Source organism: Micromonospora sp. HK10, assembly GCF_000982955.1.
Lineage (GTDB): Bacteria > Actinomycetota > Actinomycetes > Mycobacteriales > Micromonosporaceae > Micromonospora.
Map to the genome: position 1 here is coordinate 1 of NZ_KQ058661.1, position 25295 is coordinate 25295.

Consider the following 25295-nt stretch of genomic DNA (forward strand, 5'->3'; position numbering starts at 1 on the left):
GGGGTTCGCGGTCGTCGCGGAGTTTGCCGACGAGTTCGGCGGTGAGGTGTTGGGCCTCGGCGGCGCTGCCGCCGTTGCCGGCCACCAGCAGCCGCCCGCCGCCGGCCAGCCGGTGCGCCAGCTCGCCGCCCCAGCGGGCCAGCAGCTGCTCCGCGTCGCGCAGCGGCAGCAGCGCGGCGGCCAGCCGGGTGAGGTGGTCCTCCAGCACCGTGCCGCCCACGCCCGGCCCGGGCGCCGCCATCAGGCGACCACCCGGCTGGGCCGGCGCACGGCGGCCACCTCGCCGTAGAGCTCGGCCAGCCGCTCGGCGGTGGTCGACCAGGAGTAGCGGCCACGGGCCCGCTCCAGCGCGGCCGTCGCGTACGCGTACCGGCGGATCCGGTCGCCGAGCAGGCCACGCAGAGCCGCGCCCAGCGCCGCCGGGTCCCGGGCCGGCACCAGATCACCGGTGCGCCCCGGCACCACCGTGTCGATCAGACCGCCGACGGCCGTGCCAATCACCGGCACGCCGCACGCCATCGCCTCCAGCGGGGTGAGCCCGAACGGCTCGTACCAGGGCGCGGCGACCAGCACGTCCGCCGAGCGGTACCAGCGCCCCATCTCCTCCCGGGGCACCGCGCCGATCAGCTTGACCCGGTCGGCGACGCCGCAGGACTCGGCGAGGGCGCGCAGCCGCAGCGCGTACGGGTCGGTCTCCAGCAGCCCGGCGGGTGGCCCGCCGACCACCACGCACTCGGCGTCGGGGACCAGCGCGGTGGCCCGGATGACGTCCTGGAAGCCCTTGCGTTCCACCAGCCGGCCGACGGTGAGGATGCGCGGGCGGGCGCCGTCGCGCTCGGCGACCGGGCCGAGCGGGCCGAACGTGGAGAGGTTCACCCCGGACGGGATCACCGTCATCCGGGACCGGGGCACCCCCATCCGGACCAGCTCGGCCACCTCGTCCTGGCACTGCGCGACCACCCGGTCGACCGCGCGACCCAGTTCCCGCTCGTGCTCGACCCGCCCCGGCGGGCTGGTGTCCTGCGCGCCCTGGTGACGCCGCTTGACCGTGCCCAGCGCGTGGTACGTCTGCACCACCGGCACCCCGGTCCGCCGCCCGGCGGCCAGGCCGGCCAGGCCGCTCATCCAGAAGTGCGCGTGCACCACGTCGGGCTGCCAGTCGCCGGAGCGCCACCGGTCGGCCAGCCACTGCCCGAACGCCGGCATGTACGGCAGCAGGTCGTCCTTGGCGACCGGCTCGGCCGGCCCGGCGGGTACGTGCACCACGTCGTACCCGTCCGGAGCGCGGACCGTCACCGGCAGGTCTACGGCGTCGAGCCGGGTGTGCACCCGGACGTCGTGGCCGGCGGCGGCGAGCGCGGCGGAAAGCTCCGCGACATGCGTGTTCTGGCCGCCGGCGTCCTCCCCGCCGAGGACGGCGAGCGGGCTGGCGTGCTCCGAGATCATCGCGATGCGCATACTTCCTCCTCCAGCAGCCGGTCCCAGTCGGCGAGGAACCGCTCCAGGCCGTAGCGGTCGCGGGCGGCAACCCGGGCCGCGGCGCCCGCCCGGCGGGCCGCCGCCGGATCGTCCAGCAGGCCCCGGGCCGCCTCGACGAGCACGCCGACCCGGGTGGAGAGCGCGCCGGCGGACGGCGGCACCGCCTCCACGGCCTCGGTGGTGGCCAGCGCGACCACCGGCATGCCCATGGTCATCGCCTCGATCAGGCTCAGCCCGAGCGAGGTCCACCGGCACAGGTGCAGGTAGGCGCGCCGCTTCGCCAGCTCGGCGTGCATGGCGTGCTGCGGCACGTCGTCGTGGCTGGTCAACCGGTCGGCGGGCAGGCCGAGATGGTCGGCCAGGCCGGCCACCTTCATGCCGTAGACGTCCAGCGGGGCGAGTTCGGCGAACGGGCGCAGCAGGTCGGTGCCGGTGACCCGCCAGCGCCGGACCGGCTCGTTGATGACCACGGCGAGCCGGTCCAGCTCGCCGCTCCACTCCACCGCCGGAGCGACCACGCCGTGCTCGACGACGGCCGTGCGGGTGCCGCCGTTGTCCCAGAACAGTTCGTTGAAATGGGTCACGTGGGTGAGCAGCAGGTCGTCCCGGTCGGCCATCGGGTGCCGGGTGTTCGGCACGTCGCCCTTGGGGGTGTTGTGCTCGACGTAGATCGCCGGCAGGTCCCGGCCGGGACGGCGGCCCAGCCACTCGCAGGCCAGGTCGAACTCCTCCGGCCGCTGAAGCAGCACCAGGTCGACGTCGGCGCGGCGCAGCTCCTCCGGCGTCACCTCGACCGCGCTGTCCGGCCAGGGATAGGTGCGCGCCCGGCCCAGCCCGTACGGTCCGCGGTCCGGGGTGACCGGCACCAGGTACCGGTGCTTGCCGTACACGAACGAGGTGGTCCACGACCCGTGCACGTGCCAGACGAGGATGTTCATCGGCCCACCCCGCCGGTCACCGGCACGCCGCCGAGCGGCTCGGGCACGCCGGCCGGCACGCCGAGCAGCCGCAGCGCCTCCAGCACCCGCCCCGGTTCCACCGCGGTGAGGCAGGGGTGGCCGGGCACCGGGCAGCGGGTGGCCCTGGTGTCCCGGCAGGCGGCCCCGGCGTCGCCGAGCCGCACGGTCGGCACCCGGTACGGCCCCCACTGTCCGAACGGGACGGTCGGGGCGAAGAGGCTCACCACCGGGATGCCCAGCGCGGCGGCCAGGTGCGCCGGTCCGGTGTTGCCGACCACCAGCGCCCCGGCCCGGGCGATCACCGCGGCCAGTTCGGCGAGGCCGGTGCGGCCACCCAGGTCGATGCCGCCCGCCGCGGCCACCCGCGCGGTCAGCTCCCGCTCGTCCGGTCCCCCGGTCACCACCACCCGGTGGCCGGCGGCGGCGAGCACCCGGACGATCCGGGTGGCCAGTTCCGGCGGGCAGGCCCGGGTCTCCACCGACGAGCCGGGGTGCAGCACCAGGTAGCCGGGTGCGCCGGTTTCGGGCGGGGCGGGGGGCAGCCGGTCGGTGCGGAGCCGTAGTCGGGGTTCGTCGTGGGCGGGCAGGGTGAAGCCGGCGGCGGCGGCGAGGGAGAGGGCGCGTTCGGGTTCGGGTACGCCGGCGGGGACGCGGTGACGGACGTCGAGCAGCGCGCCGGGGTAGTCGTCGCTGATCGCGCTGATCCGGCCCACCCCGGCCATCCGCAGCAGCAGGGCCAGGGGCAACGCCGACTGGTGGAAGGAGGTGAAGACGACGGCTTCGTCGGCGGCGACGGTGCTGAGCCGGTCGATGAGGGCGCGCATGTCGGCGGGGTCGACGGGTGGGGCGGGGGCGTCGATCCAGGGCAGCGGCCATTCGATGATCTCGTCGACGCCGGGGAGCAGGTCGGCGGCGGCCCGGCCGCGTGGTCCGCAGAGCAGCACGACCCGCCGGGCGCCGGCGGCGACGGCCCGGATACCGGGGCCGGTGACCAGCACGTCCCCGGCCGCGTCGCTGCGCACCACCAGCACCACGCCGCGCCGGGGCGCGGCGTCGGGCGCGGCCACCAGCCGGCTCCGGTCGAGGATGGTGGCGACCGCGTCGGGCAGGTCGGCGGCGACGGTCGGCGCGGCGGCCACCTCCCGGGCCCGGGTGGCCGGGGTGGGCACCATGATCCCGGCGGCGCCGGCCGCCGCGGCGGCGGCCATGTCGGCACCGATGTCACCGACCAGCACACAGCGCTCCGCCCGGGTGCCCAACGCCCGCGCCGCGGCGTGCAGCAGGCCGGGGGCGGGTTTGCGGCAGGCGCAGCCGTCCGGCTCGCCGTGCGGGCAGATCTGCCAGCTGTCGAAGGGCCCGAGCAGCTCCTCCACCCGGGCGTTGACCCGGCGCAGGTCGTCGGCGGTGAAGTAGCCCCGGGCCAGCCCGGACTGGTTGGTCACCACGGCCAGCCGCAACCCGGCGGCACGGAGCCGGTCCAACGCCTCCCGCGCGCCGGGCACCGGCCGGACCTTCTCCGGGTCGCCGTTGTAGGGCACGTCCTCGACCAGCGTGCCGTCCCGGTCCAGCAGCACCGCGTCGTACAGGCCCGACGGGATCCGGCCAGTACCCGGTTGAACCCGGGCTGACCTGCACTGATCCCGCTCGTGGTCCCGTCGCACGGGCGGCGGGTTCCCGACCCCCCGAGGAGTAAACATCAACTTCGGCGGAGCCGCCTCCGCCGGCGCCCGCCGGCCGGACCAACGCCGCCGCGCACCGGGCACGGTCCGGCGATACCCGCCGCTCCCGAGAAGCTAACCCGGTGGTCGTTAGCGGCGGACGGGGCGGGGGTACCGGGAGCAGGTGGCGATTGTGGAGAAAGTGATCGACGCGTCCCCGCAGCAGGTCTTCGACGTGCTCGCCGACGGGTGGACGTACAGCGACTGGGTGGTCGGCACCGCGCACGTGCGGGACGTGGACGACAGCTGGCCCCGGGTGGGCAGCCGGTTGCACCACCGGGCGGGGCCGTGGCCGTTCTCCCTGCAGGACGCCTCGACGGTGCTGGTCTGCGACGCGCCGCACCGGCTGGTGCTGAAGGCCGGCCTGTGGCCGGCCGGCGAGGCCACCGTGGCGTTCACCCTGGAGCCGCTGGACGACGGCCGGACCCGGGTCACCATCGGCGAGGAGTTCGCCGCGGGCCCGCTGCGGTGGGTCCGCAACAAGCTCAACGATCTGGTGCTCCACCTGCGCAACCGGGAGACGTTGAACCGGCTCTCGGACATCGCCACCCGGCAGAAGTCGCAGCGCTGAGGGGGTACGCCCGCCCGGCCCGTCGGCCGGCGCGGCGCGCGTGGGCGGGCGTCCGTGCGGACCCGGCCGGGAGTACTGGCTACCCTCTCAGGTGAAACCTGCCGTGCGACCGAGGATGTCATTGATGATCGAACCCGTGCAGTTGCCCGCCCCGTGGCGCGACGCACGCCTGACCGTCGTCGTGCCCACCTACAACGAGGCGGGCAACCTCCCGGTGCTGGTCGAGCGGCTCCTCGCGCTGCCGCTGCCCGGGCTGAAGGTGCTCGTCGCGGACGACAACTCCCCGGACGGCACCGGCGAGGTCGCCGACAAGCTGGCCATCGAGCACCCGGAGCGGGTGACGGTGGTGCACCGCCCGGGCAAGGAGGGCCTGGGCCGGGCGTACGTGGACGGGCTCGGCCGGGCGCTGGCCGACGGCGCCGAGTACGTCGCCCAGATGGACGCGGACCTGTCGCACCCGCCGGAGGCGCTGCCCGGCATGCTCGGCGCGCTGCTCTCCACCCAGGCCGGCGTGGTCATCGGCTCCCGCTACGTGCCCGGCGGCGAGCTGGACGAGAACTGGCCGTTGTACCGGCGCGCGCTCAGCGGCTGGGCGAACCTGTACGTGCACACCCTGTTGCGGGTCCGCATCCGCGACCTGACGGCCGGCTTCAAGATCTGGCGGGGTGACGCGCTGCGCGACATCGGCCTGGAGCGGGTGCAGTCCAACGGCTACAGCTTCCAGGTGGAGATGCACTACCTGGCCACCCGGCTCGGCCACACCATCCTGGAGGTGCCGATCCGGTTCGAGGAGCGCCGGGAGGGCGCCTCGAAGATGACCACCGCCACCAAGATCGAAAGCGCGCTGATGCCGTTCAAGCTGCGGGCCAAGCACCGCAACCTGGACAGCTGACCGCACCGCCACCGCCGACCCCGGCCGCCACCGGCGACCGGGGTCGGTCGCGGTTCAGCGGTAGAGCGCCCGGTGCGCCGCCCCGATCATTCCGTGGTACGCCGCACCGGTGAGCGCCCGGTCGCGGGCCAGCGCGGCCCGGGCGGCGTTCGCGCCGGGCGCGCCGTGCACCCCGCCGCCCGGATGGGCCGAGGAGCTGGCCAGGAAGAGCCGGTCGACCGGGGTGTCCGCCCGGCCCAGCCCGGGAATCGGCCGCAGGAAGAGCTGCTGGTACGCCGCGGCGGTGCCGCCGCCGAGCGCGCCGCCGACCAGGCTCGGCTCGGCGGCCTCCAGGTCGGCCGGGCCGGCGACGTGCCGGCCGACGATCAGCGACCGGAAGCCGGGCGCGGCCTCCTCCAGCACGTCCTCCATCCGCTGCACGTGCGCGACCACCTCGTCGCCCCGCCAGTGCCGGCGGAACGGCAGGTGGGTGTACGACCAGAGCGACTCGGTGCCCGGCGGGGAGTGCCGGGGGTCGGCCACCGACATCTGCCCGACCAACAGGAACGGGTTGCGGGGCACCTCGCCCCGGGCCAGCTCGGCCGCGTACGTGGTGAGCCCGTCGAGGTCGGCGCCCAGGTGCACGGTGCCCGCGCCGGCCACCGCCCGGTTCTTCCAGGGCACCGGCGCGGACAGCGCCCAGTCCACCTTCAGGGTGGAGCCGTCCCACTTGAAGTGCGCCAGGTCCTCCACCAGCCGGGGCGGCAGCGCCGCCGCGCCGACCAGGTCCAGGTAGAGCGCCGGGGCCGGCACGTCCGCGAGCACCGCCCGGCGGGCCCGCCAGGCGGTTCCCCCGACGGTGCGTACCCCCATGGCCCGGCCCCGCGCGGTGAGCACCCGGTCCACCCGGGCGCCGTAGTCGATCCGGCCGCCCCGCTCGATGAGCCGGGCCACCAGCGCGTCGGTGATCCGCTGGGCCCCGCCGACCGGCACCGGCCAGCCGACCTGCTGGCCGAGCATGGCGAGCAGCCAGCCGTACACCCCGGAGCCGGCCTCCTCCGGGGAGAGGTCGGTGTGCAGCGCGCAGCCGGCCAGCAGCGCGGGGCCGCCCTCACCGGCGAAGAGTTCGGCGCCGAGCTTGCGGACCGGCACGACGAGCCGGCGGGCCAGCCGCAGCGCCCCGCCCACCCGCAGCCGGCGCAGCAGGGTCAGGCCGCCGCGTACCGGCGGGAACGGGCTGGTGATGGTGTCGAGCATCGGCCCGGCCACCGTGCACCAGTCCGCGTACGCCCGCCGCCAGCGGTCCCCGTCGCCGGCCGCGAACGTCTCCAGCGAGGCGGCCGTGACGTCGAGGTCCCGGTTGACCACCGCGGCCCGGCCGTCCGGCAGCAGGTGGGCGAGCACGTCGGGGGCGTGCGTCCAGGTCAGCCCGTACCGGCCGAGGTCCAGGTCGCGCAGCACCGGGGAGGCGTATCCCAGCGGGTAGAAGGAGCTGTACAGGTCGCTGAGGTAGCCGGGCGCGGTGACCTCGGCCGAGCGGACCGCGCCGCCGGGGGCGGCGGTCGCCTCCAGCACCAGCACGTCCCAGCCCGCGTCGGCCAGCAGGTTCGCGGCGACCAACCCGTTGTGGCCGGCCCCGATGACGACGGCGTCCGCGGTCGAAATCATCCGATCCGCCTACCCGGCCGGTTACCGGGCGAAACGCGTTTGTCCGCCCGGGGTCGGGGCATCCACTGCCGCATGTACACGGTTGCGCAGCTCATAGGTGGAGTGTGGGGCGCGGGTGGCACGGGAGGCGAGCTGGTCGTACACGACCCGGCGGACGGTTCCCCGGTGAGCACCGTGCCGATGGCGACGGACGACGAGGTGGCCAAGGCGGTGGAGGCCGCGCGGGGCGCGGCGGCGGAGTGGGCGGCGACCGCGCCGGCCGAGCGGGCGGCGGCGCTGCACCGGGCCGCCGACGCGGTGCAGGCCGCGGCCGAGGAGCTGGCGCAGGCGACCACGGCGGAGATGGGCAAGCCGCTGGACGACGCCCGCGGCGGGGTGGCGGCCGGCATCGGCACCCTGCGGCAGTACGCCGAGCTGGGCCCGGTGCGCGGTGGCCGCACCCTGCACGGCGCCGGGTCGGCGCTGGACTTCATGGCCCCCGAGCCGCGCGGCGTGGTCGCCGCGATCACCCCGTGGAACGACCCGGTGGCGGTCTCCTGCGGGCTGCTCGGCGCGGCGCTGGTCACCGGCAACGTGGTGCTGCACAAGCCGAGCGAGCGGACGCCCGCCACCGGCTGGCTGCTGGCCCGGGCGCTGGACTCCGCGCTGCCGGCCGGGGTGCTCTCGCTGCTCACCGGCGGGGCCGAGGTGGGGGCGGCGCTGGCCGCCCAGGAGGTCGACGTGGTGGCCCACGTGGGTTCCACCGCCACCGGTCGGGCCATCGCGGCGGCCGGCGCCCGGACCGGCGCGAAGGTGCTGCTGGAGAATGGCGGCAGCGACCCGCTGGTGATCGACGCCGACGTGGACCCGGTCTGGGCGGCGGAGCAGGCGGCGCTGGGCTGCTTCGCCAACGCCGGGCAGATCTGCGTCGCGGTGGAACGCGTCTACGTGCACCGGGACATCGCCGAGGACTTCGTCGACGCCCTGGTCGAGCGGGCCGAGGCGTTGGTCACGGGGCCGGGCCGGGAGCCCGGCACGCAGCTCGGGCCGCTGGTCGACCGGCGGCACCGGGACCACGTGCACGGGCAGGTCACCGCCGCGGTCGCCGAGGGGGCCCGGGTCCGCACCGGCGGCGGCATCCCGGACGGGCCGGGGACGTTCTACCCGGCGACCGTCGTCGCGGACTGCCGCCACGAGATGGCCCTGGTCCGGGAGGAGACGTTCGGTCCGGTCGCCCCGGTCATCGTGGTCGACTCGTTCAGCGAGGGGCTGCGCTGCGCCGCCGACTCGCCGTACGGGCTGGCCGCGACCGTGCTGACCGGCTCGATGAGCCACGCCCACCGGGCCTGGCGGGAGCTGCCGGTCGGCACCGTGAAGATCAACGCGGTGTTCGGCGGGGCGCCGGGGGGTGCCGCGCAGCCGCGCCGCGGCAGCGGCCAGGGCTTCGGGTACGGCCCGGAACTGCTCGACGAGTTCAGCACGGTGAAGGCCGTGCACATCGAGGCGCCGGGCGGCGGTCACTGGTGAGCGGCACGACGGGAGCCCGGGACCTGCGCGGTCCCGGGCTCCGGTGTCGTCGGCGACCGGTCAGCGGCCGCCGCGCGCCTTGCGGGTGGCGTTGTTGTTGGCCTTCTCGATCGCCTTGACCAGCTCCGGCTTGGTCATCCGGGACCGGCCCGGCACGTCGAGCTTCTTCGCCACCTCCATGAGGTGGTCCTTGGTGGCGTTGGCGTCCACCCCGCCGGCCGTGGGCGCCCGCCGGGCGGGTCCGCCCCCGGCCGCCTGCCGGTCGCTGGGTCCCTTGCGTCCCTTGGGCTCCCAGTGGTCGCCGACCTTCTCGAACTCGTGCTTGACGGCGGCGAACGCGGTGCGGTGTGCCCGCTCCCCCTCGCCGTACGTCTCGACCGCCGAATCGTGCGTCTTCTCCCAGGTCCGCTGCGCCTTCGCCGGGGAGCGCCGCAGCGTGCTGGGCAGTACCTCGCGCCCGGGCATCTCGTCCTCCTCCGTCTCCGTGGGATCCTCGATGAATGCCCGCCCCGGGGCCCGGCAAACCGCACCGGTTTGTCGGCTTCCCCCACCGGGTACCGCCCGGGCCACCCGTCGGCGGTGCGCCCGGCGGGGTCGGAGGAGGCGTCATGACGGCGACGGATGCGGCGACCGGCGGCCGGCAGCGGGCCCGGCTCCCCCGGCGGATGCGCCAGTTGAGCTGGGTGACCTGGCGCGGCGTGCTGGTCCGCGCGGGGCGCAACTTCGTCAAGGACAACTGCGCCGACTGGGCCGCCGCGCTCACCTACTACGGGGTGCTGGCGCTCTTCCCCTCGACCATCGTGGTGGTCGCCCTGGTGGGGCTGGTCTCCGACGGGCCGCGCACCGTGGACACCGTGATCGACCTGGCCCGGGAGATCGGCGCCGGCTCGGTGGTCGGCAACGAGGCGTTCGTCACCGTGGTGCGCAACGTGGTGGAGCAGCAGGGGCCGGCGAAGGTGCTGCTCAGCTTCGGTCTGCTCGGCGCGCTCTGGTCCGCGTCGGGCTTCATCGGCGCGTTCACCCGCGCGTCCAACGCGATCTACGGGGTCGAGGAGGGGCGTCCGTTCTACCGGCTGCGCCCGGTGCAGATCGGCCTCGCCGCGGTGTCGCTGGTGCTGCTCGCCGTGGTGGCCCTGGGGCTGATCGTCAGCGGTCCGGTCACCGATTTCGTGGGCGACCGGCTGCACGCCGGCGGGCTGACCCGCACGGCGTGGACGGTGGCGAAGTGGCCGCTGCTCGCCCTGGTGGCGATGACGCTGCTGTCGCTGCTGTTCTGGATCGCCCCGAACGTCCGGCAGCCCCGGTTCCGCTGGCTCACCCCGGGCGGCGCGCTGGCCCTGCTGGCCTGGGTGCTCGCCTCGTTCGGTTTCGGCCTCTACGTGGCCAACTTCGGCTCGTACGACGTCACCTACGGCAGCCTCGGCGCGGTGATCGCCTTCCTGGTCTGGCTCTACCTGTCCAACTGCGCGCTGATGCTCGGCGTGCAGGTCAACGCGGAACTCCAGCGTGGCCGGGTGATGCAGGCCGGGGCCGGTGACCCGGGCGAGCCGGTGCTGCCGCCGCGCGCCCCGGCCGAGTCCTGACCGGCCTGGGAGGTTCGTGGCGAGTTGCCCGGATCAGCCGGCCGGCCCCGGTTTACCGGCGGCCCCCTCGGGCATGTCTGTGGGCATGGAACGTGCCAGCAGCAAGCACTCACCCAGGGTCGACGAGCAGATGAGCAGCGAGGTGAACGGCCTCGTCCAGGGGCCGGGCACCGGAGGCTCCCGGGTCGACGAGTTCCGCGTGCCGGAACCGGCCGGGGAGGACCAGCCGGAGGCCACCACGGCCCCGGCGGGCGAGCTGCGCAGCGGCGCCCCGCAGGGGATGAGCTCCCAGGACGTGGAGGCGCGCAGCCGCCTGGGCCGCTTCATCACCATGACCGCCCTGCCGGGCGACCGGGCGGCGCTGGTCGCCAACGCGCGGGAGAACCAGGCGCCCGCCGACATCGTGGCGGCGCTGGAAGGCCTGCCCGAGGGCACCCGCTACCAGACCGTCTCGGAGGTGTGGGCGGCGCTGGGGCACAAGAACGAGACGACGCGCTGGTGACCGGCGCGCGGCCCACCGGCCGCGCGACCGCACCGCGGAACAGGAGGAACCCAGCATGAGCGGCGTTATGGAACACGTGGACGTGGCCGTCCCGATCCGCACCGCCTACGACCAGTGGACGCAGTTCGAGGAGTTCCCGCACTTCATGGAGGGCGTCCAGGAGGTCCGGCAGCTCTCCGACACGATGACCCACTGGACGGTGGAGATCGCCGGCGTGAAGCGCGAGTTCGACGCCGAGATCACCGAGCAACTGCCCGACGAGCGGGTGGCCTGGCGCTCCACCGGCGGCACCGCGCAGGCCGGCGTGGTGACCTTCCACCGCCTCGACGAGGGGCACACCCGGGTCACCCTGCAGATGGACTTCGAGCCGCACGGCATGGTGGAGAAGGCCGGCGAGAAGCTCGGCGTGGTCGACCACCGCGCGAAGGGCGACCTGACCCGGTTCAAGCAGTTCATCGAGCGGCGGGGCCAGGAGACCGGTGCCTGGCGCGGCACGGTCGACCGACCCACCCCCTGAGCTCCCCCGGGCACACCCGACCCCGATGGCCGCCGGCGTTCCCGGCGGCCATCGCCGTTCCCGGCGGTCATCGCCGTTCCCGGGCAGCCATCGCCCTTCCCGGGCAGCCATCGCCCTTCCCGGGCAGCCATCGCCGTTTCCGGTGCCCGGGCCGCCGGCGTTCCCGGGCCACCGGCCGTCGGTCGTCCCGCGCTCCCGCCGATGGTGGCCGGGGGCGCCGCCGTGCGGGGCGGCTCAACAGTCATCGCGGAGCGGGTGGGGGCGGCCCGCCGGCCGTTTGCGATCATCCGGCCCGGGTACCGCAGGGGAATGACCGACAACGACCGCCACGTGTGGCGCGACGAGGACCGGACCCCCCTGCACGAGCTGGACCGCGCGATCGCCCGGTCGACCCTCGACGGGCAGGCCGACGACGCCACCGGCAACGACGCCGGCGAAGAGGCCACCTTCGGCCATGGGCCGGAGGCGGTGGACCGGGGCGCCGGACCGGAGGCCGAGCGGCGGGAGATGACCGACGCGGACCGGGCGTACCGCCCGTCGACCACCGGCCGTACCGGCCCGGACAACATCTGAGCCGGGCTCCGGGCGCCACGGACGCCCGGAGCGGTCCTCAGGCGGCCGGCGCGGCCCGCCGGGCGCCGACGACGTGCAGCGCGAGCAGGGCCACCGCGAGCAGCACCAGCGTCGAGCCGAGCAGCACCACCGAGGTACGCGCGAGCAGCACCCCGACGCCCGCGGGCACCAGCGCGGCGCCCACCCCCGCCGCGCCCATCTGCAGTCCGATGGTCCGGTCCGCGTGGGCCGGACCGACCCGTTCCGCCGTGGTGAGGGTGAGCAGCGGGAAGACCGGCGCCGCGGCGAACCCGACCACGACGAGGCCCGCCACGGTCACCCAGGCCGGCGCCGGCAGGGCGATCAGCGCCGTGCCGGCCACCATGCCGAGCAGGCTGCCGCGCAGCACCCCGCCGCTGCCCAGCCGCTCCGCGACGAGGCCCTGCACCACCCGGCCGAGGAAGAGACTCCCCCAGTAGCCGGAGACGCAGAGCCCGGCGACCGGGCCGGCCATCCCGCGCCCCTCGGTGAGCAGCAGGTACGCCCAGAGCCCGGTGGTCACCTCGATCGCCACGTAGACGGCGAAGGCGGCCCCGCCGAGCCAGACCGCCGGCAGGCGCAGCGTCTCCCGGATCGGGGTGGGCCGCGGCCGCGGCTCGGCGTGGTCCGGGTCGGCGTGGTCCGGGTCGGCGTCGTCCGGGTCGGCGTCGTCCGGGTCGGCGGCCAGGGTGACGGATGCGGCATGTTGTGGCTTCCGGGGCGCGGGAAGCGCCGACATGCCGCATTCTGCGCCGCCGCTCCTGCCCGCCGCGCCGGCCGGGGACGTCGCCTCGTCCGGGGCCGCCGGCGGGGCGTGCCGGCTGGGGAGGTTGGCGCCCCGGTCCCGCCAGGCCCGCACGGTGAGCGCGAACGCGGTGGCCAGGGCGAGTTGGGCGGTGGCGACCGCGGCGTACCCCCAGCGCCAGCTCAGGCCGGCGCCGAGCACCCCGGTCATGATCAGTGGGCCGAGCGCCACGCCGAGTCCGAAGAAGGCGTGCATCCAGTTCATGTGCCGGGGGCCGAAGGCGCCGGCCGCGTACGCGTTGAGGCCGGCGTCGATCGCGCCGGAGCCGATCCCGAGCACCAGCGCGAAGCCGACCAGCACGGCCAGCGCCGGGGTCAGCGCGTACCCGGTGAGCGCCACCGCGGCGAGCAGGGTGCTGCCGGCCAGCAGCCAGCCGACCCCGAGCCGGGCCAGGGTGAACCCGGCCAGCACGCTGGAGGTCAGGTAGGCCACCGTGCCGGCGGTGAGCACCACGCCGACCGCCTCGGTGGGCACGCCCAGGTCGACGCGGATCGACGGCCAGCCGACGCCGATCAACCCGTCGGGCAGACCGAGACTGACGAAGGCCAGGTAGGCGAGGAGGAGCAGGGAGGCCCGGGGCGCGGCGGGGGTGCGGGACACGGCTTCCCATCCTGCCGTACCGCGGGTGCGGCGCGGAGGCCCGGCGGGGTCGGTCGACCGGCTCCACCGTACGGACAAAAAGCGCGATACGGACGGCCGAGATAACGGACAGCCCATCCAGAATCGGCCGAACGGGTGACGGCGATACCCCGGTGCCGCGTAAGACTTTCGGGATGCAACAGGGCTCCGGTTTCCTCAGCTCCCGTCACCGCCGCCTGGCCTGGCTCGGCTTCCTGCTCGCCGCCGTCCAGGCGCCGGTCGCCGCCAAGCTCGTCGACGACAGCTCGTGGCTGTTCAGCCTCGTGGTGGCGCTCATGATCGCCACGGTGATCATCGCCGACGACACGGCCCGCCGCCAGGCCGGGGCCGGGGCCGGCTCCTCCGACTAGCCCTCGGCCTCCGGCCAGCCCTCGGCCTCCGGCCAGCCCTCGGCCTCCGACTAGCCCTCGTGCCCCGGCCGCGCCTCGTGCCCCGGCCGTCCCGAGGTGCGGCGGCGTTCCTTCAGCTCCGCCTCGAACAGGTGCCGGCGGCCCCCGACCAGCGTGTCGCGGGCGTACCGGTCCAGCTCGCGGAAGAGCGCGTAGTACCCGTCGTCGAAGTCCTCGACGATCTGGAACGTCCACCGGCCGGCGATGACGTTGCGGCCGAGCAGGTCCTGCTCGATCCGGTCGGCCAGCGCCGGCTGGTCGGCCGCGCGGAACCGCGCCACCGCGTCGTCGAGCATCAGGTCGGCGTGGCCGATCAGCTGGTGCAGCGAGTACAGGTGACCGCGGGCCCGCTCCACGGTCTCCAGCGCCTCGCTCAGCTTCCCGAGCGCCTCGACCGTGACGTCATTCACGCCCGCCGGCCGGCGGTGCGCGGTGTCCGGTCCGTCGTCCGCCTGCTGTCCCATTCCGTTCCTCCGCGGGGTCGGTCGCGCCGGTTCGCGCGGTTTCCTTCTGCCCCCTGGCGACCGGCTCAATCCGCTGGGCCACCGCCCGGTGGCGCCCGGACGACCCGGACATCGTCCGGTCGGCCGAGGCCGCCCCGGTCGGCGCGGGACTAGCCTCGGTCACCATGCGCGCGCCGAACCACCGGGCCGAGACCCCCTCCGCGGCACTCTCCGCGCGAGCCACCCTCGCCACCCTCACCGCCGCCGTCGGCACCTCCGGGCTGGCCGCGGCCGCCGCCGAGCCAGGTCTGCTCGCCGCGGTCGACCAGCACGCCGCGGGCGTACGGGACAGCCTGCACGGCGACCACCGGCCGTTGACCGTGGCCGCGCTGGCCGGGTACGCCGAGGGCGTCCGGGCCGCCGCGCTCGAGCACGGATGGCGGCCACCGGCCGGTCCGGTGGACTGGGCCCAGCCCGACTGGGCGCTCACCCGGCTGCTCGCGGTCTGCCTGCTGGCCCGCTCGCTGGACCCCCGCGACCTGGCCTGAGACACGGCGAAGGGTGCCCGCGATCGCCCTGCGGACACCCTCCCCGTCGCCCTGTCCGGCCTCAGCCGTTCGGTCGGCGGAACTGCTGGGTCTCGTCGCCCATCCCGCCGGAGCGGTACGCCCCCTGCCCGGTGCCGGACATCGAGGACTGGGGCGTGACCGGTGCGGGCTGTCCGCCCCGGTCGGCCATCTGCCGCTCGTAGTCGCTGCGGCCTGCCCCCTGACCCTGGCGCTGCTCCCGGAACGCCCGGGACTCCTGGGCGGCCCGGTCGAGCCAGTGGTCCCAGCGCGCCTGCATCGGCTTCACCAGACCACCGCCGACGCCCACCACCAGGATGCCGGCCACCGTGGCGAGCACCGCGATCAGCACCGGAGTGGTGACGGTGGTGGCGATACCAACCTGGTTCAGCGCCGCGATCACACCGAGCGCCAGGATGAAGATCGCCGTGAGGTCGGCCAGCACCCGCCCGTAGGAGAGCCCGCCCAGCGCGCCGGAAACCAGTTCCCGGACGGCGTTGGCGATGGCGGCGGCGATGACCACGATGACGATCGCGACAAACGCCCGTGGCAGCCACGAGACCACCCCGCGGATCAGGTCGCTGATCGCGTTCGGTCCCCACACCCCGAAGGCGAACTGCAGGGTGAACAGCAGGACCGCGTAGTAGGCGAGTTTGGCCAGGATGTCGCTCGCGTCGTACTTGGTTCGTTCGAGCGCGCGTTTGATGCCGCCGCGTTCGACGGCCCGGTCGAATCCGACCCGTTCCAGTGCCGCATCCACGATCTTGAGGACGGCTCGGGCGATGAGCCAACCCACCACGAGGATCACGATGAACGCGATCGCCCTCGGGATGAAGAGCAGCACCGACCTCCAGAAGTCGGTCAGGGCGGCACCGATGTCGGCCTGCCCGACCGCGAGGGTTTTCGGCATGATGTCCCTCCTGTCGCGTGAACTGCGACGCCCGCATACCCCCTGCTATCGACCGCACGCCGAGCCGGACCCCGGCAATTTCCCGACATGCCCCGCCGAACCGGCCCTGACCTGCCCGGACACCCTGGCCGGCGGGAGCCGGGCAGGCGGCGGGTCACGTGATCGCAACCCGCGCGCCACGCTCCGGATAGGCTGCGGTCATGCCAGGCACCGTCGGACGGGTTCCCACGCCGTCGGCTCCCGCCGCCGCAGGGCCCACGGACCCGGGCGGCGTCACCGCCGCGGCCGGCCACCCGTGGGCCGGCGTCCTCGGCTCGCCCGAGGGGTGGGATCCGGCCCTGCGCGCCGTGGTCGACCTGGTGCTCACCTCGCCCGTGCCGATGGCCCTGCTCTACGGCGACGAGCTGAGCCTGCTCTACAACGACGGCTACGCCGAGCTGATCGGCGCCCGGCACCCGCAGGCGCTGGGACGGCCGGCCGCGGAGGTGTTCGCGGAGGTCTGGCAGGAGCCGGGCGCCGGGGAGATGCTGGAGCGGGCGTACCGGCGGGCGGAGCCCTTCCTGGAGCGCGAGGCGGTGCTCCCGGCCGACCGGCGGCCCGGTGGGGCCGACGCGGCGGTATTCACCCGGGGCTACTCCCCAATCCGGGACAGCACCGGCACGGTCATCGGCGTACTCAGCGTGGCCGCGCAGACCACCCAGCTCACGCAGCAGTTGCAGAGCCTGAGCGACTTCGCCGCCGCGCTCTCCGGCACGCTCACCCTGGACGACGTCGCCCGGGTCACCCTGCGCTACTTCCTGCACTCGTTCGACGCCGACCGGGTCTCCGTCCTGGTGGACGAGGGGACGGCCTGGCGGCTGGTCCGTCGGGTGCGGGGCGAGCTGCTCGACGAGGCCGACGAACGGCTGCCGCCGCTGTGGCGGCGGATCGCGGCCGACTCCCCCATCCCGGTCGGGGTGGCCGCCCGCTCGGGGGTGCCCTCCTTCATCGGCGACGGGCAGCCGCTGCGGGACACCGCCGCGGACCGGCACGACGAGAAGATCCGGGCGCTCGCCTCGCTGCCGCTGCGCTCCTCGGTGATCCGGGGCGCGCTGACCGTCGGCTACCAGGCCGCGCATCCGTGGTCTCCGGCCGAGCGGGCGCTGCTGGCCGCCGCCGCCGAGCTGGTCGGTCAGGCGGCCGAGCGGGCCCGCCGGTTCGAGACCCAGCACGGCACCGCTCAGCTTCTGCAACGCAGCATGCTCCCCGAGCGGCTGCCCAACCTGTCCCGGCTGCGCATCGCCGCCCGCTACGACCCGGGTGTGGACGGCAACGCCGCCGGCGGCGACTTCTACGACGCGTTCGTGCTGCCCAGCGGGGCGCTCGGGATCGTGCTCGGCGACGTGGCCGGGCACGACGTGCAGGCCGCCGCCCGAATGGGCCAGGTACGGGCCGCGCTGCGCGCGCTGGCCCTGGCCGACCCGCGCCCCGACGCGGTGCTCGCCGGGCTGGACCGGCTGGTCGCCAGCCTCGGTCTGGAGGGCGGGACGCAGGAGCTCTTCGTCACCGTGGTGTTCGGGGTGGTCGAGGCCGAGCAGCAGCGGATCACGCTGGCCAGCGCCGGCCATCCGGCCCCCCTGATCCGCCGCGCCCCGGCCCACGGCACCCCCTACGCCGAGTACGTCGACGTACCGCCCGGCCCGCCGCTCGGCCTGGGCCACCGGCCGCCGACCGCCACCGTGCCGTTCCACCCGGGCGACACCCTGCTGCTGTTCAGCGACGGGGTGGTCGAGCGCCGCTGGCAGGATCTCGCCGCCGGCCTGAGCGGGCTCGGCGCGGCGGTGACCGCGGCCACCAGCGGTGACCCGCGGGCGCTCTGCGCGGTGGCCACCGCGGCCGTGCCGGGCGCCACCGAGGACGACGTGGCGGTGCTCGCGGTCGAGCACGCGGTACGCCCCAGCCGCTCGGCCGGGATGCGGGTGCCGGCCGAGCCGACCGCGCCGAGCCGGGTGCGGCACTGGCTGACCGCCCAACTCACCGAGTGGCAGGTGCCCGAGGGGGTGATCGGCGCGGCGGTGCTCTGCACCAGCGAGCTGACCACCAACGCGCTGCTGCACGCCGGCACGGCCGCCCGGGTGGAGATCGACCTGAGCGCGGAGCGGTTGCTGGTCTCGGTGGCGGACTCGGGCACCCGCGGGCAGGTCACCCGGGCGCAGACCGACACGTTGAGCAGTCGCGGCCGGGGCCTCGGCCTGATCGAGGAGTTGAGCGACGCCTGGGGCACGGATCCCACGGTGCGCGGCTCCACCGTCTGGTTCGAGATCCTCATTCCCGGCGGGTGAAAGGGCGCGTCGGCACCGGCCCGGCCGGGTAGGAGGGGTGCCATGGCCACCGACAACCGCTGCGGCGTCCTCTTCGACGTGGACGGCACCCTGGTCGACAGCACCTACCTGCACACCGTGAGCTGGTGGGAGGCGCTGCGTCAGGGCGACCACCAGGTGCCGATGGCCCGGATCCACCGGGCCATCGGGATGGGCTCGGACAAGCTCCTGGACCATCTGCTCGGCCCGGAGCGGGACCGGGCCGGCGACGGCAAGCTGCGCGACGCGCACGACGCCCTTTACGCCGAGTACTGGGAGCGGCTGACGCCGCTGCCCCGCGCGGCGGACCTGCTGCGCGCCTGCGCCGCACGCGGGCTGCGGGTGGTGCTGGCCACCTCCGCGGCCGAGCACGAGGTGGCCGCCCTGCGCGCCGCGCTCGCCGCCGACGACGTGATCGACACGGTCACCTCCTCGGCGGACGCGGCGGAGAGCAAGCCGGCGCCGGACATCCTGGAGGCGGCGCTGGCCCAGTCGGGGTTGACCGCCGAGCGGGTGGTGTTCGTCGGCGACTCGGTCTGGGACGTGGCCGCCGCCGGCAAGCTGGACGTGCCCTGCATCGGTCTCACGTGCGGCGGTACCAGCCGGGGCGAGCTGGCCGGCTCGGGCGCGGTGGCGGTCTACGACGACCCGGCCGCCCTGCTGGACGGTCTCGCGGAAAGCGTGATCGCCGCCCTCACCGATCCGTCGCGGTCGGTACGCGCCCCGAGGCGGGCCGGTGACACGGTGACCGGTCCCACTGGGGAGAAGACGGACACCGAGGCATAGCGGGTTCCGTCCCGGGGCACAGGGGACCACCTGCCCGGTCCGCGGGCGGCGGAGGGGTGGTGCCGTGGAACCGGTGGATGTCGCGTTCGCGCTGCTCGGCGTCGGGGCGTTGTTGGCGGGGATCCTGCCGCGCCTGCTGGAACGCCGGCCGCTGTCCATGCCGATCGCCTTCCTCGGGCTGGGCATGCTGGTCTTCCTGCTCCCCACCGGGCTGCCCGCCCCCGACCCGCTGCGCTGGCCGGAGCTCACCACCCACCTGACCGAGATCGGCGTGATCGTGGCGCTGATGGGCGCCGGCCTGAAGATCGACCGGCCGCTGAGCTGGGCGCGCTGGTCGTCGACCTGGCGACTGCTGGCCATCGCCATGCCGGTGTGCATCGTCGCCGTGGCGCTGCTGGGCTGCTGGTGGGCCGGCCTGGTGCCGGCGGCGGCGCTGCTGCTCGGCGCCGCGCTCGCCCCGACCGACCCGGTGCTCGCCTCCGACGTGCAGGTCGGCGAGCCGACCGACGCGGAGGACTCCGAGGACGAGGTGCGCTTCGCGCTCACCTCGGAGGCGGGCCTCAACGACGGGCTGGCCTTCCCCTTCGTGTACGCGGCCATCGCCATCGCCACCACCAGCCTGGCCCCGCGGGACTGGCTGGCCCACTGGGTCACCGTGGACGTGCTCTGGAAGCTCGCCGTGGGCGTGGGCGGCGGCCTGCTCATCGGCTGGCTGCTGGGCAAGCTCTTCTTCCGCGCGCCGAGAACGCTCCGGCTGGCCCGGCACGCCGAGGGCTTCCTCGCCCTGGCCGCGACGTTCCTGGCGTACGGCCTGGTGGAGGTGGTCGGCGGGTACGGCTTCCTGGCCGTGTTCGTGGCCGCCCGGGCGATCCGGGCGGCGGAACGCACCCACGAGTTCCACTCGGTGCTGCACGACTTCGCCGAGCAGATCGAACGGCTGCTGACCGTGCTGTTGCTGCTGCTGTTCGGGGGCGCGGTGATCTCCGGCCTGCTCGCCCCGCTGACCTGGCCGGCGGCGCTGGTCGGGCTGGCCCTGGTCTTCGTGATCCGGCCGGGGGTGGCCTGGCTGTCGCTGCGCGGCGCGCCGGGCCGGCCGGCCGAGCACTGGGTGATCGCCCTGTTCGGCATCCGCGGCGTCGGCTCGTTCTACTACCTGGCGTACGCGACGAGTGAGACATCGTTCCCCCAGGCCGAGCTGGTGTGGGCCACGGTCGGGCTGGTGGTGACCGTCTCGGTGGTGGTGCACGGCATCGCGGCCACCCCGGTGATGCAACTGCTGGACCGGGCGGAGGAGCGGACGCGCGACAGCTCGGAACGGGACCGGTCGGACGAACCCGCGCTGGGCGGAGTCCCCGGCTGACCGGCGCGACTGGCCGGCGTCCCCGGCTGACCGGCGCGACTGGCCGGCGTCCCCGGCTGACCGGCGCGACCGGCCGGCGTCCCCGCCGGGCCGGGAGACGGGCGCGGGCATCGGGCCCTCCGGCGGGTTGGCGGGCCCGATGTGCGGCGGTCAGCCGGGGGCGGCGTGCAGCCGGGCGGTCAGCCCGGGGCGGCGTGCAGCCGGGCGGCCAGCGCGCGGCCCAGGTCCCGCCCGGAGCGCCAGGCGCTCTGCACCCGGGGTCGGCCGAACGCGTCCCCGGCCAGGCCGATCCCGTCCTCGTCGAGGTGGTAGGTCCGGTCGCCGCCGGCGGTGGGCTTGGCGTAGGTCCACCGGTGCACGTGGGTCAGCTCGGCCGGTTCGGGGAGCCCGAGCAGGTCGCGGACCGCCTGCTCGATGGCCGGGCCGGCGGCGGTGGGCTGGAGCAGGTGACCGGCGGCGAACGCCGGGGTGGTGTGCGCGACCAGCACCGGCGCCCGGTCTCCGCGCCGGTCGCCGTCGTCGCAGACCAGCGCGAGCACCGGGTGGTCGTTGACGAAGGCGCCCGGGAACGGCGGCCAGCGCCGGGCCGGGAAGCGCAGCACCCCGGCCAGCGTGGACGACCAGCGCTGCGTGCCGGCCGCCCGGGTGGACGCGGCGAGGGCCGGGTCGAGCAGCAGGGCCGCCTGCGGTCCGGGCATGGCCAGCACCACGGCCTCGGCCGGGCGGCCGTCCACCCGCGGGCCGGGTTCGACGGTCATGACCAGCCGGTTGTGCGTCACGGGCAGGTCACCGGCCAGGTGCTCGACCAGCGAGCGCAGGCCGCGCGGCGCGGCCCAGCGGGTCGGCCCGGGCACCGCGCGGCGCCCGTCCGGCCCGTACGCCAGGAAGGTGTCGGTCCATTCCCGGACCAGCCCGGCGGCCTGCCACCGCTGGACCACCGCGGCGAAGTCGGGATCGTCCACGGTGAGGTAGGCGGCGCCCAGGTCGGCGGGCCGGCCGTCGAAGCGTTTGCTGGCCATCCGCCCACCGGTCACCCGGGCCCGTTCCCGGACCTCGACCGGGATGCCGGCCCGGACCAGCTCGTTGGCGCACGCCACGCCGGCGATGCCCGCGCCGACCACCACGACACCCGACGTCACCCGGTGATCGTATGTGCCGGCCGGCATGAAGCCGGCGGCACCCGGGTAGTGGTACACCCGTTCGAAGGAGAGGGGATGACGATGGCTGAGCGCCACGACACGCGGACCGCTGGCAACCCGGACGCCGCCGTGAAGGATCCCGACGAGTGGGTCACCGGCGACGAGCCGCCGACCGCCGCCCAGGAGTCGTACCTGCGCACCCTGGCCCGGGAGGCGGGCGAGGAGGTGCCGGAGGGGCTGACCAAGGCGGAGGCCTCCCGGCGCATCGACGAGCTCCAGGCGGAGACCGGACGGGGCGCCTGACTCAGCGCGGGGGGAGGCGGTGCAGCTCGACCCGGTCGAGCCGCCCCGCCGCCACCCGCGCGGTCAGGTAGGTCGCGTACGGCTGGGCCCGCCGGTCGGTCGGTGAGCCGGGGTTGAGCAGCCGCAGCCCGTCGGGGGCCACGGTGTCCCACGGGATGTGCGAGTGGCCGAAGACGAGCAGGTCGTCGTCGGGGAACCGGGCCGCGCAGCGCGCCTCCCGGCCGGTCTTCGGCCCGGTCTCGTGCACCACGGCGACCCGCAGCCCGGCCAGCTCGACCCGGGCCACCTCGGGCAGCCGGGCGCGCAACTCGGGCCCGTCGTTGTTGCCGTGCACCCCGACCAGCCGCCGGGCCCGGGCCGCCAGCGCGTCGAGCAGCGCCACGTCCACCCAGTCCCCGGCGTGCAGCACCACGTCGGCGGCGTCGATCGCCGCCCAGAGCGGCGCGGGCAGGTCCCGCGCCCGCTTGGGCACGTGCGTGTCCGCCACCATCACCAGTTCCATCCCGCCGATCCTCCCCCACCGGACCCGTCCCCGTCCGCCGGGCGCACCGCCGCCGCCGGGCGCAGGCGCACGGCACGGGCCGGCGCACCGCCACGCGTTGGCGCACCGCCACGGGCGGATGCGGGCGGGCGCGGGCGGACATGGCCGGGCGCGGGCGGGAGCGGTCGGGGGTCGATCCGCGTCCGAACCGGGGTGACTACCCACGGCCGGCCGGCGTACACCCGCGGGCCGGGGCCCGATGGGCGGGTGGCGACGGGTTACCGCTCGACAGCGGAGGGAACCCGGCGGGTTGACGAAGGAGGATGCTCATGACCAGACCCTCGACACCGACCGCCGCCTGGCGGCCCGGCATGCCGGGCGGCGACAACCTCCCGTCGGGTCCGGGCGGTCGCCCGGCCGCACCCAGCGGGGACGGGCACGGGCCGCAGGCCGGCGCGCCGACCGTCACGATCGGCTCGTACCCGGACTATCCGTCCGCCCAGCGGGTGGTGGACTATCTGGCCGACAACCGGTTCCCGGTGGAACGGACCTCGATCGTCGGCACCAACCTCACCCTCGTGGAGACGGTGCTGGGCCGGTTGACCACCGGCCGGGCCGCGCTGCTCGGTGCGGGCACCGGCGCCTGGTTCGGGCTCTTCATCGGGTTGCTCTTCGGCATCTTCACCGCGGGCAACTGGGTCGCGGTGATCCTCGCCGGGCTGGTGATCGGCGCGATCTGGGGCGCGGTGTTCGGCGCGGTGGCCCACGCCATGACCGGGGGCCAGCGGGACTTCACCTCGGCCAGTTCGCTGCGGGCCGGCCAGTACGCGGTGACCGTGGACGCCGACGTGGCCGAAGGGGCCCGCCAGCTGCTCGGCCGGATGCATCTCACCCCGACCGGCGCGACCGCCCGCTGACCGCACCGTCCGTCCCCGCCCCGGTGCGCCCGCCGCGCCGGGGCGGCGGCGCGCTCAGTGGTACGCCCGTTCCCCGGCCCGGATCGGCACGGCGACCCGGTTCTCCGCCGGTGCCAGCGGGCAGGCCCAACGGTCGTCGTACGCGCAGCTGGGGTTGTAGAGGTAGTTCGGGTCGAGCCGGACCCGGCGGCCGGGCAGCAGGGTCAGGCCCCGGCCGAAGGTGCCCTTGACCGTGTCGGTGAGGTAGCGCCCGCCGCCGTAGCTCCCGTCGCCGCAGGTGGCGTCGTGCAGTGGCAGGAAGAGCCCGCCCCCGTACGCCTCGATCCACCAGAGGGTGAGCGGACCCCAGGGGGTCTCGGCGATGCCCACCCGGCGGTACCGGACCACCCCGTCGGGGCCGCCGGTGTCGATGCTCGCGGTGCCCGAGGCGGGTCGCAGCGGCGCCTCGACGACGGCCGCCGGGTCGGGCGGGTACCAGCGCAGGCCGACGCCGGACCGCTCGGCGGCGGGCAGCGGGCTGCTCGGGTGGGTCCGGAACAGCTCGTCCCGGGCAGCCCGGAAGCCGGCCAGGTCGAGGTCGGAGAGGTAGAGCCGGGCCATCCGCTCGCGCCAGTCCAGCAGGTCGAGATCATCCACCCCTCGACCCTAGCCCGCCGCTGGGACCGGCTCAGTTCGGTTTTGAAAAGGCTCACCGTCAACGATCGTTGTACCGCTGCTCACACCGCTGACCGAGCGCTTGTTTAAATTTTAAATAGTGCTACTGTCGTGGCCATGACGGAGAGCCTGGACGCGGAGCGGCTGGCCTGCTGGCGCGCGTACATCGAGTCGAGCCAGCGGCTGTTCACCCAGCTCGAGGACGACCTGCGCGCGGACAGCGAGCTGAGCTTCGCCGACTACCACGTGCTGGTGCTGCTCTCCGAGGCGCCGGGGCAGCGGCTGCGGATGGGCGAGCTGGCCGACCGGCTGGTCTTCTCCCCCAGCCGGCTCACGTACCAGATCACCTCGATGCAGAAACGCGGCCTGGTCGCCAAGGAGGCCTGCCCGGGCGACCGCCGGGGCAGCGAGGCGGTGCTCACCGCCGCCGGCCTGCTGACCCTGCGCGAGGCCGCGCCGCACCACCTGCGCTCCGTGCGTACCCACCTGATCGACGACCTCGACGACGCCGAGGTCGCCTGCCTCACCCGGGTCTTCGAGCGGCTCGGCCGGCGCCTGCGCGCCGACCGCGACGCGTCGTCCACCCCGGCCGACAACTAAGGAGCCCCCGATGCCCGCCATCACCGTCGACGACGTCCTCGTCCTGCCCCGCCTGCCGGAGCTGGCCGAGAACACCACGTTCCGCCCGGTCCGCCGGCTGACCACCGCGCCGAGCGGGTACGAGGGAGAGGGCTTCCCGGTCCGCCGGGCCTTCGCCGGGGTGCCGCTGACCGAGCTGGACCCGTTCATCCACCTGGACCAGATGGGCGAGGTGGACTACGCCCCGGGCGAGCCGAAGGGCACCCCGTGGCATCCGCACCGCGGCTTCGAGACGGTGACCTACATGATCGACGGGATCATGGACCACCAGGACTCGCAGGGCGGCGGCGGCACCATCACCGACGGCGACACCCAGTGGATGACGGCCGGCAGCGGCCTGCTGCACATCGAGGCGCCGCCGGAGCACCTGGTGATGAGCGGAGGGCTGTTCCACGGCCTGCAGCTCTGGGTGAACCTGCCCCGGGCGGCCAAGATGAACCCGCCGCGCTACCAGGACATCCGCGGCCGGGAGTCGGCGCTGCTCACCACGCCGGACGGCGGCGCGCTGATCCGGGTGATCGCGGGCGAGGTCGCCGGGCACCGCGGCCCGGGCTCGACCCACACCCCGATCACCATCGCCCACGTGACGCTTCAGCCGGGTGCCGAGCTGAGCCTGCCCTGGCGGCCGGACTTCAACGCGCTGGTCTACGTGCTGGCCGGCCGGGGCACCGTCGGCACCGAGCGCCGGCCGATCCAGCTCGGCCAGCTCGCGGTGCACGGCCCGGGTGACGCGCTGCGGGTCACCGCCGACCCCCGGCAGGACTCGAACACGCCGGCGCTGGAGCTGTACATCATGGGTGGGCTGCCGATCCGGGAGCCGGTGGCGCACTACGGCCCGTTCGTGATGAACACCCGGGCCGAGCTGGTCCAGGCGTTCGAGGACTACCAGGCCGGCCGGCTCGGCGTGATCCCGGCCGCGCGGCTGCCGCACACCGGCGGCGAGGCCGCCCGGCCCTGACC

The 25295-nt window shown here is 75.3% G+C and carries 27 protein-coding genes and 1 pseudogene; 16 read left to right on the forward strand and 12 right to left on the reverse strand.

Features of this window, described 5'->3' with window-relative positions; translation table 11 throughout:
- The 4 genes and pseudogenes from LQ51_RS01840 to LQ51_RS01855 all read right to left on the reverse strand — a co-directional run.
- Nucleotides 1-241 (reverse strand): annotated as a pseudogene (locus LQ51_RS01840) (phosphoheptose isomerase); the annotation flags it as partial.
- On the reverse strand, nt 241-1458 hold the full coding sequence (locus tag LQ51_RS01845) for a glycosyltransferase (RefSeq protein WP_046562862.1): 1218 nt from the start codon (nt 1456-1458) through the stop codon (nt 241-243). The pseudogene LQ51_RS01840 and the gene LQ51_RS01845, both read right to left, overlap by 1 nt.
- The gene (locus LQ51_RS01850) at nt 1443-2417 is read right to left on the reverse strand and encodes a glycosyltransferase (RefSeq protein WP_046562863.1); all 975 of its coding nucleotides are present in this window, start codon (nt 2415-2417) and stop codon (nt 1443-1445) included. The genes LQ51_RS01845 and LQ51_RS01850 overlap by 16 nt, the downstream gene beginning before the upstream one ends.
- A complete protein-coding gene (locus LQ51_RS01855) occupies nt 2414-4135 on the reverse strand; it encodes an HAD-IIIA family hydrolase (protein ID WP_197087499.1) in 1722 nt (573 codons plus the stop codon). The genes LQ51_RS01850 and LQ51_RS01855 overlap by 4 nt, the downstream gene beginning before the upstream one ends.
- 145 nt (nt 4136-4280) lie before the next feature.
- On the opposite strand from LQ51_RS01855, the gene LQ51_RS01860 reads away from it, so the two are divergent.
- Nucleotides 4281-4727 (forward strand): SRPBCC family protein, encoded by a 447-nt coding sequence (locus LQ51_RS01860; protein WP_046562865.1) that lies wholly within the window; start codon nt 4281-4283, stop codon nt 4725-4727.
- Nucleotides 4728-4851: 124 nt separating this feature from the next.
- On the forward strand, nt 4852-5619 hold the full coding sequence (locus tag LQ51_RS01865) for a polyprenol monophosphomannose synthase (protein ID WP_046562866.1): 768 nt from the start codon (nt 4852-4854) through the stop codon (nt 5617-5619).
- A gap of 54 nt (nt 5620-5673) precedes the next feature.
- On the opposite strand, the gene LQ51_RS01870 is transcribed toward LQ51_RS01865, so the two are convergent.
- On the reverse strand, nt 5674-7266 hold the full coding sequence (locus tag LQ51_RS01870; protein ID WP_046562867.1) for a phytoene desaturase family protein: 1593 nt from the start codon (nt 7264-7266) through the stop codon (nt 5674-5676).
- A gap of 72 nt (nt 7267-7338) precedes the next feature.
- On the opposite strand from LQ51_RS01870, the gene LQ51_RS01875 reads away from it, so the two are divergent.
- Nucleotides 7339-8772, forward strand: coding sequence for an aldehyde dehydrogenase family protein (locus tag LQ51_RS01875; RefSeq protein WP_046562868.1), 1434 nt, complete (start codon nt 7339-7341; stop codon nt 8770-8772).
- Between the two features lie 60 nt (nt 8773-8832).
- On the opposite strand, the gene LQ51_RS01880 is transcribed toward LQ51_RS01875, so the two are convergent.
- Entirely contained in the window at nt 8833-9237 is a 405-nt protein-coding gene (locus LQ51_RS01880; protein ID WP_046562869.1) for a ChaB family protein, read from the reverse strand.
- Between the two features lie 143 nt (nt 9238-9380).
- On the opposite strand from LQ51_RS01880, the gene LQ51_RS01885 reads away from it, so the two are divergent.
- The 4 genes from LQ51_RS01885 to LQ51_RS01900 all read left to right on the forward strand — a co-directional run bounded on the left by LQ51_RS01885 (nt 9381) and on the right by LQ51_RS01900 (nt 11947).
- Nucleotides 9381-10355, forward strand: coding sequence for a YihY/virulence factor BrkB family protein (locus LQ51_RS01885; protein ID WP_046562870.1), 975 nt, complete (start codon nt 9381-9383; stop codon nt 10353-10355).
- An 85-nt stretch (nt 10356-10440) separates the two neighbouring features.
- A complete protein-coding gene (locus LQ51_RS01890) occupies nt 10441-10857 on the forward strand; it encodes a DUF2795 domain-containing protein (RefSeq protein WP_046562871.1) in 417 nt (138 codons plus the stop codon).
- 55 nt (nt 10858-10912) lie between these two features.
- The gene (locus tag LQ51_RS01895) at nt 10913-11374 is read left to right on the forward strand and encodes an SRPBCC family protein (RefSeq protein WP_046562872.1); all 462 of its coding nucleotides are present in this window, start codon (nt 10913-10915) and stop codon (nt 11372-11374) included.
- A 309-nt stretch (nt 11375-11683) separates the two neighbouring features.
- The gene (locus LQ51_RS01900) at nt 11684-11947 is read left to right on the forward strand and encodes a hypothetical protein (RefSeq protein WP_046562873.1); all 264 of its coding nucleotides are present in this window, start codon (nt 11684-11686) and stop codon (nt 11945-11947) included.
- Nucleotides 11948-11984: 37 nt separating this feature from the next.
- Here the strand turns inward: LQ51_RS01900 and LQ51_RS01905 are convergent, their stop codons facing one another.
- Entirely contained in the window at nt 11985-13370 is a 1386-nt protein-coding gene (locus LQ51_RS01905; RefSeq protein WP_046562874.1) for an MFS transporter, read from the reverse strand.
- A gap of 173 nt (nt 13371-13543) precedes the next feature.
- On the opposite strand from LQ51_RS01905, the gene LQ51_RS01910 reads away from it, so the two are divergent.
- Nucleotides 13544-13759, forward strand: a complete 216-nt coding sequence (locus LQ51_RS01910) for a hypothetical protein (RefSeq protein ID WP_046562875.1) — start codon at nt 13544-13546, stop codon at nt 13757-13759.
- Nucleotides 13760-13809: 50 nt separating this feature from the next.
- Here LQ51_RS01910 and LQ51_RS01915 read toward each other — a convergent pair whose 3' ends face one another.
- On the reverse strand, nt 13810-14262 hold the full coding sequence (locus LQ51_RS01915; protein WP_046562876.1) for a hypothetical protein: 453 nt from the start codon (nt 14260-14262) through the stop codon (nt 13810-13812).
- A gap of 164 nt (nt 14263-14426) precedes the next feature.
- Between LQ51_RS01915 and LQ51_RS01920 the strand changes: the two genes are divergently transcribed.
- Nucleotides 14427-14789 carry a DUF6401 family natural product biosynthesis protein gene (locus LQ51_RS01920; protein ID WP_046562877.1) on the forward strand — a complete coding sequence of 121 codons (363 nt, stop codon included), beginning with the start codon at nt 14427-14429 and terminating at the stop codon, nt 14787-14789.
- A 61-nt stretch (nt 14790-14850) separates the two neighbouring features.
- Here the strand turns inward: LQ51_RS01920 and LQ51_RS01925 are convergent, their stop codons facing one another.
- On the reverse strand, nt 14851-15717 hold the full coding sequence (locus LQ51_RS01925; RefSeq protein ID WP_046562878.1) for a mechanosensitive ion channel family protein: 867 nt from the start codon (nt 15715-15717) through the stop codon (nt 14851-14853).
- Nucleotides 15718-15917: 200 nt separating this feature from the next.
- Here LQ51_RS01925 and LQ51_RS01930 point away from each other — a divergent pair, with 200 nt between their 5' ends.
- The 3 genes from LQ51_RS01930 to LQ51_RS01940 all read left to right on the forward strand — a co-directional run bounded on the left by LQ51_RS01930 (nt 15918) and on the right by LQ51_RS01940 (nt 20202).
- The gene (locus LQ51_RS01930) at nt 15918-18038 is read left to right on the forward strand and encodes a SpoIIE family protein phosphatase (RefSeq protein ID WP_046562879.1); all 2121 of its coding nucleotides are present in this window, start codon (nt 15918-15920) and stop codon (nt 18036-18038) included.
- 42 nt (nt 18039-18080) lie between these two features.
- A complete protein-coding gene (locus LQ51_RS01935; protein ID WP_082159223.1) occupies nt 18081-18842 on the forward strand; it encodes an HAD family hydrolase in 762 nt (253 codons plus the stop codon).
- Nucleotides 18843-18906: 64 nt separating this feature from the next.
- Nucleotides 18907-20202 (forward strand): cation:proton antiporter, encoded by a 1296-nt coding sequence (locus LQ51_RS01940; RefSeq protein ID WP_046562880.1) that lies wholly within the window; start codon nt 18907-18909, stop codon nt 20200-20202.
- 179 nt (nt 20203-20381) lie between these two features.
- On the opposite strand, the gene LQ51_RS01945 is transcribed toward LQ51_RS01940, so the two are convergent.
- Nucleotides 20382-21368 (reverse strand): NAD(P)/FAD-dependent oxidoreductase, encoded by a 987-nt coding sequence (locus LQ51_RS01945; RefSeq protein WP_046562902.1) that lies wholly within the window; start codon nt 21366-21368, stop codon nt 20382-20384.
- A gap of 48 nt (nt 21369-21416) precedes the next feature.
- On the opposite strand from LQ51_RS01945, the gene LQ51_RS01950 reads away from it, so the two are divergent.
- Nucleotides 21417-21644 (forward strand): DUF3072 domain-containing protein, encoded by a 228-nt coding sequence (locus tag LQ51_RS01950; RefSeq protein WP_369799811.1) that lies wholly within the window; start codon nt 21417-21419, stop codon nt 21642-21644.
- A gap of 1 nt (nt 21645) precedes the next feature.
- Here LQ51_RS01950 and LQ51_RS01955 read toward each other — a convergent pair whose 3' ends face one another.
- Nucleotides 21646-22146 carry a metallophosphoesterase family protein gene (locus tag LQ51_RS01955; RefSeq protein WP_046562881.1) on the reverse strand — a complete coding sequence of 167 codons (501 nt, stop codon included), beginning with the start codon at nt 22144-22146 and terminating at the stop codon, nt 21646-21648.
- Nucleotides 22147-22454: 308 nt separating this feature from the next.
- Here LQ51_RS01955 and LQ51_RS01960 point away from each other — a divergent pair, with 308 nt between their 5' ends.
- Nucleotides 22455-23042 (forward strand): general stress protein, encoded by a 588-nt coding sequence (locus LQ51_RS01960; RefSeq protein WP_046562882.1) that lies wholly within the window; start codon nt 22455-22457, stop codon nt 23040-23042.
- A gap of 54 nt (nt 23043-23096) precedes the next feature.
- On the opposite strand, the gene LQ51_RS01965 is transcribed toward LQ51_RS01960, so the two are convergent.
- Nucleotides 23097-23678, reverse strand: a complete 582-nt coding sequence (locus tag LQ51_RS01965; protein WP_046562883.1) for a DUF1684 domain-containing protein — start codon at nt 23676-23678, stop codon at nt 23097-23099.
- Nucleotides 23679-23813: 135 nt separating this feature from the next.
- Between LQ51_RS01965 and LQ51_RS01970 the strand changes: the two genes are divergently transcribed.
- Together LQ51_RS01970 and LQ51_RS01975 are read left to right on the forward strand one after the other, a co-directional pair.
- Nucleotides 23814-24296: a MarR family winged helix-turn-helix transcriptional regulator gene (locus tag LQ51_RS01970; protein WP_046562884.1), complete on the forward strand. Its 483-nt coding sequence runs from the start codon at nt 23814-23816 to the stop codon at nt 24294-24296.
- A 10-nt stretch (nt 24297-24306) separates the two neighbouring features.
- Nucleotides 24307-25293: a pirin family protein gene (locus tag LQ51_RS01975; RefSeq protein ID WP_046562885.1), complete on the forward strand. Its 987-nt coding sequence runs from the start codon at nt 24307-24309 to the stop codon at nt 25291-25293.
- Nucleotides 25294-25295: the final 2 nt, after the last annotated feature.

Coding starts and splice junctions, on each gene's coding strand:
- LQ51_RS01845 (WP_046562862.1), bottom strand. CDS start 1,458: ATGCGCATCGCGATGATCTCGGAGCACGCCAGCCCGCTCGCCGTCCTC.
- LQ51_RS01850 (WP_046562863.1), bottom strand. CDS start 2,417: ATGAACATCCTCGTCTGGCACGTGCACGGGTCGTGGACCACCTCGTTC.
- LQ51_RS01855 (WP_197087499.1), bottom strand. CDS start 4,135: ATGTTTACTCCTCGGGGGGTCGGGAACCCGCCGCCCGTGCGACGGGAC.
- LQ51_RS01865 (WP_046562866.1), top strand. CDS start 4,852: ATGATCGAACCCGTGCAGTTGCCCGCCCCGTGGCGCGACGCACGCCTG.
- LQ51_RS01870 (WP_046562867.1), bottom strand. CDS start 7,266: ATGATTTCGACCGCGGACGCCGTCGTCATCGGGGCCGGCCACAACGGG.
- LQ51_RS01875 (WP_046562868.1), top strand. CDS start 7,339: ATGTACACGGTTGCGCAGCTCATAGGTGGAGTGTGGGGCGCGGGTGGC.
- LQ51_RS01880 (WP_046562869.1), bottom strand. CDS start 9,237: ATGCCCGGGCGCGAGGTACTGCCCAGCACGCTGCGGCGCTCCCCGGCG.
- LQ51_RS01885 (WP_046562870.1), top strand. CDS start 9,381: ATGACGGCGACGGATGCGGCGACCGGCGGCCGGCAGCGGGCCCGGCTC.
- LQ51_RS01890 (WP_046562871.1), top strand. CDS start 10,441: ATGGAACGTGCCAGCAGCAAGCACTCACCCAGGGTCGACGAGCAGATG.
- LQ51_RS01895 (WP_046562872.1), top strand. CDS start 10,913: ATGAGCGGCGTTATGGAACACGTGGACGTGGCCGTCCCGATCCGCACC.
- LQ51_RS01900 (WP_046562873.1), top strand. CDS start 11,684: ATGACCGACAACGACCGCCACGTGTGGCGCGACGAGGACCGGACCCCC.
- LQ51_RS01910 (WP_046562875.1), top strand. CDS start 13,544: ATGCAACAGGGCTCCGGTTTCCTCAGCTCCCGTCACCGCCGCCTGGCC.
- LQ51_RS01915 (WP_046562876.1), bottom strand. CDS start 14,262: ATGGGACAGCAGGCGGACGACGGACCGGACACCGCGCACCGCCGGCCG.
- LQ51_RS01920 (WP_046562877.1), top strand. CDS start 14,427: ATGCGCGCGCCGAACCACCGGGCCGAGACCCCCTCCGCGGCACTCTCC.
- LQ51_RS01925 (WP_046562878.1), bottom strand. CDS start 15,717: ATGCCGAAAACCCTCGCGGTCGGGCAGGCCGACATCGGTGCCGCCCTG.
- LQ51_RS01930 (WP_046562879.1), top strand. CDS start 15,918: ATGCCAGGCACCGTCGGACGGGTTCCCACGCCGTCGGCTCCCGCCGCC.
- LQ51_RS01935 (WP_082159223.1), top strand. CDS start 18,081: ATGGCCACCGACAACCGCTGCGGCGTCCTCTTCGACGTGGACGGCACC.
- LQ51_RS01945 (WP_046562902.1), bottom strand. CDS start 21,368: ATGCCGGCCGGCACATACGATCACCGGGTGACGTCGGGTGTCGTGGTG.
- LQ51_RS01950 (WP_369799811.1), top strand. CDS start 21,417: ATGACGATGGCTGAGCGCCACGACACGCGGACCGCTGGCAACCCGGAC.
- LQ51_RS01955 (WP_046562881.1), bottom strand. CDS start 22,146: ATGGAACTGGTGATGGTGGCGGACACGCACGTGCCCAAGCGGGCGCGG.
- LQ51_RS01960 (WP_046562882.1), top strand. CDS start 22,455: ATGACCAGACCCTCGACACCGACCGCCGCCTGGCGGCCCGGCATGCCG.
- LQ51_RS01970 (WP_046562884.1), top strand. CDS start 23,814: ATGACGGAGAGCCTGGACGCGGAGCGGCTGGCCTGCTGGCGCGCGTAC.
- LQ51_RS01975 (WP_046562885.1), top strand. CDS start 24,307: ATGCCCGCCATCACCGTCGACGACGTCCTCGTCCTGCCCCGCCTGCCG.